General features: G+C 38.9%; 7 protein-coding genes. All 7 read right to left on the bottom strand.

What is annotated here, in order from left to right:
• Positions 1–21 precede the first annotated feature (21 nt).
• The 7 genes from AB1278_RS22335 to AB1278_RS22305 all read right to left on the bottom strand — a co-directional run bounded on the left by AB1278_RS22335 (position 22) and on the right by AB1278_RS22305 (position 12,211).
• The gene (locus AB1278_RS22335) at positions 22–2,280 is read right to left on the bottom strand and encodes a T9SS type B sorting domain-containing protein (protein ID WP_429817095.1); all 2,259 of its coding nucleotides are present in this window, start codon (positions 2,278–2,280) and stop codon (positions 22–24) included.
• Between the two features lie 159 nt (positions 2,281–2,439).
• Complete coding sequence (locus AB1278_RS22330) at positions 2,440–4,698, bottom strand: lectin-like domain-containing protein (RefSeq protein ID WP_429817092.1); 2,259 nt, start codon at positions 4,696–4,698, stop codon at positions 2,440–2,442.
• Positions 4,699–4,863: 165 nt separating this feature from the next.
• Positions 4,864–5,340, bottom strand: a complete 477-nt coding sequence (gene rnhA, locus AB1278_RS22325; RefSeq protein ID WP_202841718.1) for a ribonuclease HI — start codon at positions 5,338–5,340, stop codon at positions 4,864–4,866.
• A 61-nt stretch (positions 5,341–5,401) separates the two neighbouring features.
• A complete protein-coding gene (gene dnaB / locus AB1278_RS22320; RefSeq protein ID WP_110008416.1) occupies positions 5,402–6,988 on the bottom strand; it encodes a replicative DNA helicase in 1,587 nt (528 codons plus the stop codon).
• A gap of 154 nt (positions 6,989–7,142) precedes the next feature.
• Positions 7,143–9,290, bottom strand: a complete 2,148-nt coding sequence (locus AB1278_RS22315) for a T9SS type B sorting domain-containing protein (protein ID WP_411414206.1) — start codon at positions 9,288–9,290, stop codon at positions 7,143–7,145.
• A gap of 103 nt (positions 9,291–9,393) precedes the next feature.
• Complete coding sequence (locus AB1278_RS22310; RefSeq protein WP_202841714.1) at positions 9,394–11,466, bottom strand: T9SS type B sorting domain-containing protein; 2,073 nt, start codon at positions 11,464–11,466, stop codon at positions 9,394–9,396.
• Positions 11,467–11,605: 139 nt separating this feature from the next.
• Positions 11,606–12,211 carry a tetratricopeptide repeat protein gene (locus AB1278_RS22305; RefSeq protein WP_343639719.1) on the bottom strand — a complete coding sequence of 202 codons (606 nt, stop codon included), beginning with the start codon at positions 12,209–12,211 and terminating at the stop codon, positions 11,606–11,608.
• Positions 12,212–12,306 lie beyond the last annotated feature (95 nt).

The following is a 12,306-nucleotide window of genomic DNA, read 5'->3' as shown; positions in this document are numbered from 1 at the left end:
TTGATGTTTTGGAAAGTGTAATTATTCTCTGTTTTTTACAACAATCCAGCCTGAGAATTTTATCGGAGTACTGTTTTTATTATTTTCATTCCATGAAACAGAATACCAATAGTTTCCTGTAGGAACTTTTTTACTTCCATTGGTAGTTCCTGCCCATTTGTAACCATTGGTTTTATCGGCCTGGAACATTTTGTAACCATACCTGTCGAAAATGGCTATTTCCAGGTTTTGTTTATTGGCCAAAGCTGAATAATCTATAAAATCATTCTTGCCGTCATCGTTAGGTGTAATGATATTGATAAGGTTAGGTACTGTAATATTGACTTCAACAGGAACGCAGTTATAACCGTCTCTGACATACACTTTTGCTTCTCCTCTGGTAATATTGGTAAACACATTGGAATCCTGCCAGTTGATATTATCCATAGAATACTGATAAGGAGGAGTTCCGCCATTGGCATATACTGTTACCGTGCTTCCCGAAATGTCAACCGTTGTAATAACCGGATTGTCGGAAGGGTATACTGTTACTTTCTGTGTTGCAACACAATCTCCGGTTTTAAGTTTTACCCAGTAAGTACCTACTCCTACATTTTTGATAGATTGAGTAGTAGCTCCTGTGCTCCATTCGTAGCTTTTGAAACCTGCGCCTGCATCTAAAGTAGTTGTATTTTCTATACAAATTGTCTTGTCTAGCAAAGTTCTTGAATAAACAGGAGGGATGACAGTTAGTGTAACTTTAGCAATAGAATAACATCCGTTTGAGCTGAATACTTTAATATAAACCACACCGTTAGGAGCAATGTATGCTGCCGGAGTAGATATTGCATTGGTTCCACTGATAGCGTCTGCCAGGGACGGATAATATTCTTTTGTAAGTCCACCCTGAGAAACGACAGCTCCTGTAAGATTAAAGGATGCCATAGACGGATTGGTTTCGATAAAGCAGGATTTTATTTCAACATCATTCACAACCACAATAGGGTAAATGTTCAATGTAATTTTAGCTGTGCTCACACAACCCTGAGGAGTCGTTACTTTTACATATATTGTTGCTGCTGCAGACGCATAGGCAGAAGGGTTTGTTATCTGATTCGTACCATTGTTCAAATCGTATAAAGTAGGGTAGAATTCTTTGGTAACTCCGGCAACAGTTGTTACAGCAGCCGTGTTGAGGTCAAATGTTGCTGTCCCGGCATTGTTGTTATTACATCCGGTCAGACTGGCATCGGTTGCTGCAAATGGAGTAGGATTAAGCTGGATAACACCGTCGCCATTATCGCAGAGAGTGGAAGTAGGGTCCTTGACTACCACTTTGATTGTCGTATTTCCTGAATATTGGAAATTTGAAGGATTCGCGATAGGCGTTGAGCTTCCTAATACATAATATGTGAAAATATAATTTCCGGGATTATTTACAAATTGGGAATTATAAGAAGTAAGGTCTACTGTACCATTTCCTGTAGCAGGATTTGTACATACAAAAGGCGTTATGGTATTGCTTAGGATAGGAACTTTATCCACAAATACCTTAACATTTTTAATAGAATGTCTTGCGCTGGCACCTCCGGTTGCTGCAGAGAAGCCAAAATATCCCTGTGACATTCCCACAGCACCTCCGGAAGGAGCAAAAGACTGATCTACAATAAGAACACCGTTTATTCTCACTTTGATAATCCAGTTTGTCGGGTTGGTAAGATCTGTTTCTCCATTTACCTCAACATGTCTGTAAGTGTCTCCTACAAACGGATTGGTAGCAATAAGATCCGGAGAGTGAAAAGTACTTCCCGGAGTCGTGTTGAACTCAATATTGTTCCCGGCTGTATTATTGGTACCATAAAGAATGTGAACTTTACTCATCTGGCCTTCAGTGGTATTGTTGAAGATATCAAAACCAACCATGAGCCCGGAAGCATTGGCCGGAATTCCCAGTCCTCCTCCTGATACAAATCCTGTTGGTGGATTAGCGAGATACCAGAAGGTAAAACCGTCTCCTTTTCCAAACTGAGTGGTTCCGTTTCCGTCAATTCTGAAATCGAATTCCACTTTCCACTTATCACAATAGCTCAGAGTGATAGGGGTGGATAACTTTACAGCCCCGTATCTGCTGGTCTGATCAGTTGTCAGTCTTACAAAGTCTCCGCTTACTACAGCATCAGAGACAAGATCCCAGCCCGTTGTATTTACAGGGTTTCCGGTAAGTTGATAGGTTTGCGAAAGAAACCTTCCCGGCAGGCATAATAAGATAGTCAGTAAAAAAATGAGTATATCTTTTTTCATAGTGGATGGATTATGATGTTATTGTTTTTTTGATATAAAATTGTTTTTTAAATTTAAATTACCGGTGAGAAATCAATATCTGATCCCAATCTCTGTTTGGGCAAATTCTGTTTTTTAACACCGAAACTACCCCAAATGAGGTAGTTTCTGATAGTAATTTTATTCTCTGTTTTTAACCAATACCCAGCCTGAGTATTTTGTTTCAGTATTGTCTTTATTGTTTTCGTTCCATGAAATGGTGTACCAGTAAGTTCCTGTAAGAACCTTTTTACCGGAAGCTGTGCCGTCCCAGGTGAAATTTCTCATTTTTCCGGCTTCATACAATTTATTGCCATATCGGTCGTAAACGATGAATACAAGATTCTTTTTGTAAGCCAGCGCTGAATAGTCAATAACATCATTTACATTGTCTCCGTTTGGAGTGATGGCGTTAATCAGGTTAGGAACGGTAATCTGAACTTCAACAGGGGTGCAGTTGTAAAAATCTTTTACATACACTCTTACTTCGCCTCTTGCTAAACCTGTGAATATATTGCCAGGCTGCCAGTTCACTCCATCCAGAGAAAACTGATATGGAGGTGTTCCACCTGCTGCATTTACTGTTATGGTGTTGTTGTCAATATCGATGCTGGAAATCACAGGATTTGTAGATGCTTTTACATTGACAGTCTGTGTAGTGATGCAGTTACCGGTCTTCAATTTTACCCAATAAGGACCTACTCCTACATCTTTAATCGATGAAGTTGTTGCTCCCGTGCTCCATTCATAGCCGTCAAATCCAGGTCCTGCATCCAGATCTGTTTTTTCTCCGATACAGATGGTTTTGTCTTTGAGGACAGAAGACGTTACAGGAGGTAATACAATAAGGTTTATTTTAGCAATATTAAAACAGCCGTTGGCATCCGTTACTTTAGCATACACGGCAGTAGTTGTAGATAAATACTGAAGAGGATTCATGATTTCATTGACTCCGTCCAGAGCATTCGCTATAGAGGTGTAATATTTTTTGGCAGCACCAGTACCTAAGGTTGTAACATCTGCGGCAGTCAGATTAAAAATAGCACTTGTAATATTATTTTCAATAAAACATGATCTTAAAGTAGCTTCTTTCACAGGGGTATCCGGATAGAATGCCAGTGTAATTTTAGCTGTACCTGTACATCCCTGAGGGGTTGTTACTTTTACATATACTTCTCCGGGAGCAGAGAAGTAGTTGCCGGGATTTTGAATTTCATTCGTATCTGCATTAAGATCTGCCAACGTTTTGTAGTATTTTTTAACAGCACCGGGAACACCTGTAACATTTGCTGTATTCAGGTTGAAAGTGGCTGTTCCTGCTTTGTTATTGTTACATACCGTAATCGTTTTGTCTTCCGCTTTGAAAGGAGCTAGAACCAATAAAATTTTACCATCCGGGTTATCACAAAGCAGCCCTGCATTATCTTTAATAACCACTGTAACCGTTGTGTTGGCATTGAACTGGTAATTGGCAGGATTAGCAATAGGTGTAGAACTTCCAAACGGATAATAGGTAAATGTATAATTGGAAGGGTTGCTGACAAATTGTGAGTTGAAAGTAGTCAGGTTTACAGATCCATATCCGGTTGTAGGGTTGGGGCAGAATGACTGTGTTGCTGAATCCTGTAAAATAGGAACTTTATCCGTATAAATTTTTACATTTTTAATGGAATGTCTTGATCTTGCTCCTCCTGTAGATGCTGAAAAACCAAAATATCCTACTGTCATTGCAGCAGCAGTGCCTGAAGGCGCAAAAGACTGATTACAAATTACATTACCGTCTATTGTTATTTTTATGATCCAGCTGGTAGGAGCTGCGGGATCTACCTGTGCTGTCACTTCCACATGTTTAAAAGTGGTTCCCTGAAACGGTTGTGTAGTATTCAGATCCGGTGAATGGAAAGAACTTCCGGGAACGTTAAAGAACTCAACGTTATTGGTGTCTGTTGTATTTTGAACCTGCCCGTAAGCCACGTGAACCTTGCTCATGGTAGCAGTTGTGGTATTGTTGTAAGTGTCAAGCCCTACCACAAGACCCACTGCATTTTGAGATACCCCAAGTCCGGATCCTAATACGCTGGCAACAGGAGGGTTAGCGAGATACCAGAAGGCAATTCCATCACCGTTGGAGGTTTGGTTGGAGTCCATTCTGAAATCAAATTCTACTCTCCATTTGTCGCAATATTTTAAATTGATGGGGTCATTCAGCCTGATAGAACCGGACTGGTTGTTGGTATCCGGTGTAAGCTGAATAAAATCTGTGTTTACCTGGGTGGGAGAAACCATGGTCCATCCGGTTGTTGTTACCGGGTTTCCGATAAGCTGATAAGTCTGGGCAAAGGACTTCCCGGCTATACAGAGTAAAAAAACAGATAAATACAATAATAGATTTTTATTCATTTATAATGGGACTTAGATTAATATGTAAAGATATTAAATCCCAGTTAAATAATGTGTATTTAATGTTAATTTCGCTTAAATTTTAATAATATTTTAAAAAAATACTGCTAATTATGAGATAATGGTGAATATTGTAGTGTCTATTGAATATTTACATTAATTAAATTAAAATAACGAATTGTTGTCCAAACCTTCAAAATAAGTATCGATTTCAAGATCGGGAGAACTCGCTGCTGCAACGGCTAATTTGTCGCAAAGCTCGTTTTCAAAATGCCCGGCATGACCTTTTACCCAATGCATTTTTGGGGAGTGTTTGTTATACAGCTCTACAAATTTTTTCCATAGATCTGGATTTTTTACGTTTTTCCAGCCTCTTTTGATCCATCCGGCAATCCAGTTCTGGTTGATCGCATCAGATACATATTTGCTGTCTGTGTAAACGTGGATATCGTTTTCTGTAGATTTCAGTTTTTCCAATGCTGTAATGACCGCCAGAAGTTCCATTCTGTTGTTGGTCGTTTTCCGAAAACCTTTGGAAAATGTTTTCTGGTAATTTTTTTCAGGAACACGCATGAGAATTCCATATCCGCCTTTTCCCGGATTTCCGCTGCAAGCCCCGTCGGTATAAATTTCGATTCTCAAACCTGTTTTTTAAAAATGGATGTATTGACTACAATTAAACTGATCTAAACTTTAGTCTTTCTTAAAACGGGAAATCATCATCGTCATCAAAATCATTCATTGAAGAACCGGAAAGTTTTGAGTTGTCCGGAAGATCAAATGCTGCTCCTGGCTGAATCGTTGTTTTAATCTTGTCAAAGCCGCTTGGTTCTCCAAAGTTGGAAGGATATCCTCCTCCGGCACCACCATCAAATGCAGCTTCAATGTCACCGAATTTGGCAAAATGTTTTAAGAAAGATAATCTGACATCTGCTGTAGCACCATTTCTATGTTTTGCAATGATAAGTTCGGCCTGGTTTTCAGTAGAAGTTTCCTGTCCTTCTTCATCATTATCCCAAACGGTAATTTTATAATACTCCGGTCTGAAGATGAAAGATACGATATCCGCATCCTGCTCAATTGCTCCGGATTCCCTCAGATCTGAAAGCTGAGGTCTTTTTCCGGGACGGGCTTCCACACTTCTTGAAAGCTGGGAAAGAGCAATTACCGGTACGTTAAGTTCTTTTGCAATCGCTTTTAATGAACGTGAAATCATGGAGATCTCCTGTTCACGGTTTCCAACTCCTTTTCCACCGCCACCGGCTGTCATCAGCTGAAGGTAGTCAACCATGATAAGTCTTACTCCATGCTGCATCACCAATCTTCGGCATTTTGCACGGAAGTCGAATATGGAAAGGGAAGGTGTTTCATCAATATATAAAGGAGCGTTTTCCAGTTCAGATACATTGGAAAATAGTCTCTGCCATTCTTCATCATCCAGGGTTCCTTTTCTTAGTTTCTCTGAGGAAATTCTTGTTTCAGAAGCAATCATTCTGGTGATAAGCTGTACTGAGGCCATCTCGAGAGAGAACAGAGCCATAGGAATTTTGTGGCCTACTGCAATATTTCTTGCCATGGAAAGAAGAAAGGCTGTTTTACCCATCGCCGGACGGGCGGCAATAATGATGAGGTCAGAATTCTGCCATCCTCCGGTTTCCTTATCCACATCTCTGAATCCTGAAGGAACTCCGGAAAGTCCCTGCTTATCTTTTAACGATTTAATCGTGTCAATAGCTTGTTTTACCAATGAGTTGGCAGTATCGAATCCTTTCTTGATAGTTCCGTTGGTAATCTCAAAGAAAGACTGTTCTGCCTTGTCCAGAAGTTCAAAAACATCTGTAGATTCTTTGTAGGAAGAATCAATTACGTTAGCAGAAACATTGATAAGGCTTCTTAAAATATACTTTTCAAGAATAACACGTACGTGATATTCGATATGGGCGGATGAGCTTACTCCCATGGTGAGGTCAATAATGTAATGATCACCACCTGCCTGGCTCAGCTTGTCTTCTTTTTTTAAATCCTGAATGATTGTCATTAAGTCTACCGGGTGGTTGCCTTCATACAATTTTAGAATAGTAGAAAAAATGACCTGATGTCTGGGGTCATAAAATACCTCCGGGGTAAGAAGGTCAATGGAATGGTCAAGACCTTTTTTGTCAATCAAAAAAGTTCCGATAACCAGTCTTTCAAAGTCCACTGCATTGGGAGGCATTTTTCCATCCGCAATAGACAATTCTTTTGCAAAGTTTCCGTGTGTCAGGGATGATAATGTTTCTTTCTGCGCCATGGTGCAAAGATAGTTTATTTAAAAAATAATAAAAAAATAGTATTCAACAAATTATTAGCAGTCTTTCGTAAAATGCTGTAAACAGGAGGTTGGTCTTGTTGATAAAAAAAATCACCCCGGTCTGAGGTGATTTTTTAAAAAGATGAAGTATAACTTATTCTTTATTTTTTACCAATACCCATCCTGAATATTTAGTTTCGGTATTGTTTTTATTGTTTTCATTCCAGGAGATCGTATACCAGTACGTTCCTGTTGGAATTTTCTTACCAAAGGCAGTTCCGTCCCATGTAAAGTTATTGAATTTCTTAGCTTCATGAAGTTTGTTTCCATATCTGTCATATACAATGAAGATAAGGTTTTTCTTGTAAGCTAATGCTGAATAGTCGATAACATCATTTACATTATCTCCGTTCGGAGTAATGGCGTTAATAAGATTAGGAACTGTTATTGTTACCTGGATAGGTGTACAGTTATAAGTATCTTTTACGTATACTGTATTTTCTCCTCTTGGAAGTCCTGTGAATGTATTGGAATCCTGCCAGTTAACACCGTCTACAGAATATTGGTAAGGAGGAACTCCTCCTGTAGCTGTTACAGTAATATTGTTGTTGGTAATTTCGATTCCTGATACCACCGGCTGAAGGCTTGCATGTACACGTACTTCCTGAAGTGTGAAGCATTTTCCGGTCTGAAGCTTTACCCAATAAGCACCAACACCTACATTGCTGATAGATTGTGTAGTTTCACCAGTGCTCCATTCGTAGCTTACAAATCCAGGACCTGCATCCAGGGTAGTTTTGGCTTCAGCACAGATTGTTTTATCTTTTAATACCGCTGATTTTACAGGAGGTAATACTACCAGGTCTATTTTAGCAATTGAATAACACTGTTTGTCATTATCCACTCTTGCATATACTGTTTTGCTTTCTGAAAGATAGTTTAATGCCGCTATAATAGGGTTTGTCTGTGCTTTCGCATCAGCTACTGTTGTGTAATACTTAATAATAGTTCCGGTAGGGGTTGGAACAGGTACACCAATATCTGCTTTGGAAAGATCAAATGTCGAACGCGTCACATCATTATCGATGTAACAGTTTTGGAGTACAGCATCTTTCAGTACAACTGATGGGTAGAATAATAATCTGATCGTAGTAGTTGCGATACATCCGAAAGAAGAAATTACTTTTACATAGATGGTAGATTCAGCAGAAACATAGTTGGCAGGATCTGTAATTTCATTAATATCTGCATTCATATCTGCCGCCGTTTCATAATACTTGATCGTTGCTCCGGTTCCTCCAAATACATTGGCTGTTGTTAAGTCATATTTTGCAGTACCCGCTCCGTTGTTGTTACAGGAGTATAAAGTAGCTGAATTGGCAGAGATACCTACATTGACAAACTTGAATTTTCCGGTTATGAAACATCCGTTGATAGGATTGGTCGGATTGGTGGGATCCTGATACACAATTCTGTAATAATATGTTGTAACTCCGTCTACAGTAGTTACTGTAAGAGGATTCTGTCCTGTAAGGGCGTCGTTGGTTGTTTTGTGATAAGTAACCTTGAAGTTCGTGCTGTTACCATTAATAATAGCTGCAGATAATGTTGTAAAATCAAACTGGGTAGGTAGCGCACAAACCATTACCTGATTAGGATCATTAGGAGCCGCTCCCGGAATACCCGGCGCGATAAATGGGTTAGGCGAAAGAACAGGATCGTTAAATGCTGAACTTAAGCTTGCAGTCCCTGTCCATTCTAAAGAAAAACCATTAACAGATCTACTGAAGTTGTCAATAACCAGATAATAAGTCTGGCCAACCAATACATCCATATAAGGACTCCATTTACCATTGTTCATACTCGATGTAACACCCGGAGGATTGGTAGGGAATACGGCTGGTGGAGCAAGAGTCAGATCGAGACCTGTATCTCCTGAAGTACCGCTATAGTTACATCTTATGGGCTGTATGAAAACGTGATCCGCATTCTGTAACGAAGCACAGCCGTTAGCTGTTGGTCCGTAAACTGCAAAATCATAATCATCATCCTGATCGTTAGGTTTTATTGTAAATGCCAGTGTTCCTGGTGTGGATACTGTGAAAGTGTACCAAACTGTATATCTTTCATTGGTACTGAGGCATCCACCGTTTTGGTTAAGAATTTCTATTATATTCCCCGGGCCCGAAGGGGTGTATGAAATGTCAGAATTACCACAGATGGGAATTGCTGTGACACAATCTGACTGTGAAAAGGCCATTTGCGTTATCAATAAAATAAAAAGGAGTAATATTTTTTTCATTGTTAAAACTTTTTTTTGTTAAACAAACTTGAAATCAATAAATTTTTATCACTATTTGTAAAAGAAAAAGCCGCCAAAGCGGCTTTTTGTATTCTAAGGTGTTTTATTCTCTGTTTTTTACAACAATCCAACCTGAAAACTTGAAAGGAGTGTTCTTCTTGTCATTCTCGTTCCATGTTACAGAATACCAGTAGGTACCTGTTGGGATATTCTTGCCTCCAATTCGGCCATCCCATTTGTAACCATTGGATTTGTCTCCCTGGTGGATTTTTGTTCCGTATCTGTCAAAGATACTCAAAATAAGATTCTGTTTGTCTGCCATCGCAGAATAATCTACAACATCATTGATACCATCTCCGTTTGGAGTAATCATATTGATAAGATTAGGAACAACTACTGTAACTTCAATAGGCTCGCAGTCATAAGCATCCTTTACATACACTTTGTAAGTTCCTCTTGCTACATTAGAGAATGTATTGGAAGCCTGCCATAAAATTTTATCCATAGAGTACTGGTAATCCGGAGTTCCTCCAATAACATTGATCGTTAATGTAGTGTTGGAAATATCAACATTTGTTACTACCGGCTGTTCAGAAGGATATACCGTTACTTTTTGAGTGGCAACACATTCCCCTGTTTTTAATTTTACCCAGTAAACTCCTACGCCTACATCTTTGATAGACTGTGTTGTAGCTCCGGTACTCCATTCGTAGCTTTTGAATCCAGGTCCCGCATCCAAAGTGGTAGTATCTTCCATACAGATGATTTTGTCTTTCAATACACTGGATGTTACCGGGGCAATTACAGTTAAACCAATCTTTACCACTACATAACATCCTCTGGTGTCAGACACTCTTACATATACTAAACCGCTTGGTGCAATATAATTAGCATTTAAAATCTCATTGGTTCCGTCAATTGCATCTGTTAGTGAAGGAAAGTATTTTTTAGTGATACCTGCCTGTGGCGTGATAACAGCAGCATTATCAAGGTTGAATAAGGCTGTGGAAGGATTCGCTTCAATAAAGCATGATCTTAATTCTGCATCTTTTGCAATAATTTGCGGATAGAATTTAAGGGTAATTTCTGCAATATCACTACATCCGAATACAGAAGTTACTTTTACATATATTTTACCCTCTGCGGAAACAAACTGATAGATGTTGGTAATCTCATTAATTGAGTTATTCAGATCGTATAAAGTATAATAATATTTCTTGGTTGCGGTAGGGTCAGGGAAAACATCTGCAGTCGTAAGGTCATAAGTTGCCGTACCTGCATTATTATTGTTACAGCTTGTTAACGTTACGTCTGTTGCCTTGATGGTACCATCTTTAAATTTAAATTTACCGGTCTGTCTGCATTTATTAATAGGGCTGTTAGGGTTTGTCGGGTCAGTATAATTGATACTGTAGAAATAAACACCAACAGGAGTAACCGTTTGAGGACCAACAAGAGGGTTGTTGCCGGTTAAGGCATCATTTTGACTTGTATGATAGCTGATGCTGAAATTTGGATTGCCGTTAAGAATTCCTGCTGATAACGATGCAAAATCAAAAGTCGCCGGATTAGAACATATGATTACTTCTCTTGGGTCATTAGGGTTAGCCCCTGGAATTCCCGGAGGTACAAATGGGTGAGGCTGTATATTCGGATCGGTGAACGGAGACGATAAAGTAGCCGTTCCGCCCCATGATAATTTGAATCCGTTAGCTGTTTCTCTGTGGTTATTCACAATGATATAGTAAGTCTGGCCAGGCAATACATCCATGTATTTTACCCATTTGTCTCCTGTAGCGGTTTCACTAAGATCTGTAGAGGTCATGTTAAGACCTGTATTCCCACTTAGTCCGGAATAGGAACAACGTATTGGGGTACCAAGGTTTGAGCAGGATTTGTCAGGCCCATAAACACCAAAGTCATAATCATCACTCTGGTCGTTAGGGATGATTTCAAAGGTAAGGGTTCCGCCTGTAGCTATCGTAAAAGAATACCATACCGAGTACTTTTCGTCAGAAGTTAAACATCCGCCCAGATCTTCCGCAATGTCTCCGTGTCCGCCTGGTGTATATGAAATGTCAGAGTTACCGCAGACCGCCATTGCAGTACCACAATCTGACTGGGCAAATAAAATATGTGAAAATATGATTAAGAAAACAAGTAATGTTTTTTTCATGAGAATTAATTTTTAAAAACAAATATTAAAACTGTTTAATTACTAAAAATGCTCTTTTTATCTGATAATTTCGAAATCTTTCATAACAAAAAAACTGATCGTCCCAATTAGCTCAGGAGATCATGCATTTTACTTATTGTTAATTTGTTCCGATCAGTTGTTTTCCCCAGTTGGGTGAACTGGATGCAATGCCTGATGTTTCAAATTCTTTGGCTGCTTTTTGATATAGCTTTATAGCTTCAGTCTTGTTTCCCTGCTTTTCAGCAATTTCAGCTTTTAGAAAGGAAAGTCTTGGATTGTTCTTTAAAGTTGTTTCTGCCTTATTCATGAAACCTGCCACGGTTTTTAATTCCTTTTGTGGATCTGCCGCTGTTTTTATTCTGATTTTCTGAAAATGAATAAGCGCAAGAAGAAGATTTACTTCTCCATTGTTCTTTTCAGAAGCAAGGGATTGCATGGCCAGTTTTCTTGCAGTCTCATTAGGCTCTCCAAGAGGGCTGTTTGGACTGTTATTTAAAAGGAAATTCGTTTTAAGATACAATGCTGCTGCTGCATAATAATTAGCCTGCCATTTATCTGAAGTTTTAGCTTCTGAAAATCTGGAAAATAGCATATCGTAATCGTTTTCTGTTTTAGCGTTATCGAATTGTAAAACAGCTTGTTGTAAGGTTTGATCTGAAAAAAATTGAGCATTCATCAGAGAACCTGTCACGAGAAAACTCAAAATTAGTAAAAGTTTAGTCATAGGGGGATATTTTATGAAGCAAATATAAAAAATTATTAACGTTAAATTAAAGATTTTAGGATATATTTAATGAAAGTAATGTATTGGTTTTAAAT

Source organism: Chryseobacterium sp. NRRL B-14798 (assembly GCF_050470705.1).
Taxonomy (GTDB): Bacteria; Bacteroidota; Bacteroidia; order Flavobacteriales; family Weeksellaceae; genus Chryseobacterium; species Chryseobacterium cupriresistens.
This window is presented reverse-complemented; position numbering and strand designations above follow the sequence as displayed.

Excerpts from the sequence above, each read along its gene's own strand:
- AB1278_RS22335 (WP_429817095.1), bottom strand. The coding sequence starts at position 2,280 with ATGAAAAAAGATATACTCATTTTTTTACTGACTATCTTATTATGCCTG.
- AB1278_RS22330 (WP_429817092.1), bottom strand. The coding sequence starts at position 4,698 with ATGAATAAAAATCTATTATTGTATTTATCTGTTTTTTTACTCTGTATA.
- dnaB (WP_110008416.1), bottom strand. The coding sequence starts at position 6,988 with ATGGCGCAGAAAGAAACATTATCATCCCTGACACACGGAAACTTTGCA.
- AB1278_RS22315 (WP_411414206.1), bottom strand. The coding sequence starts at position 9,290 with ATGAAAAAAATATTACTCCTTTTTATTTTATTGATAACGCAAATGGCC.
- AB1278_RS22310 (WP_202841714.1), bottom strand. The coding sequence starts at position 11,466 with ATGAAAAAAACATTACTTGTTTTCTTAATCATATTTTCACATATTTTA.
- AB1278_RS22305 (WP_343639719.1), bottom strand. The coding sequence starts at position 12,211 with ATGACTAAACTTTTACTAATTTTGAGTTTTCTCGTGACAGGTTCTCTG.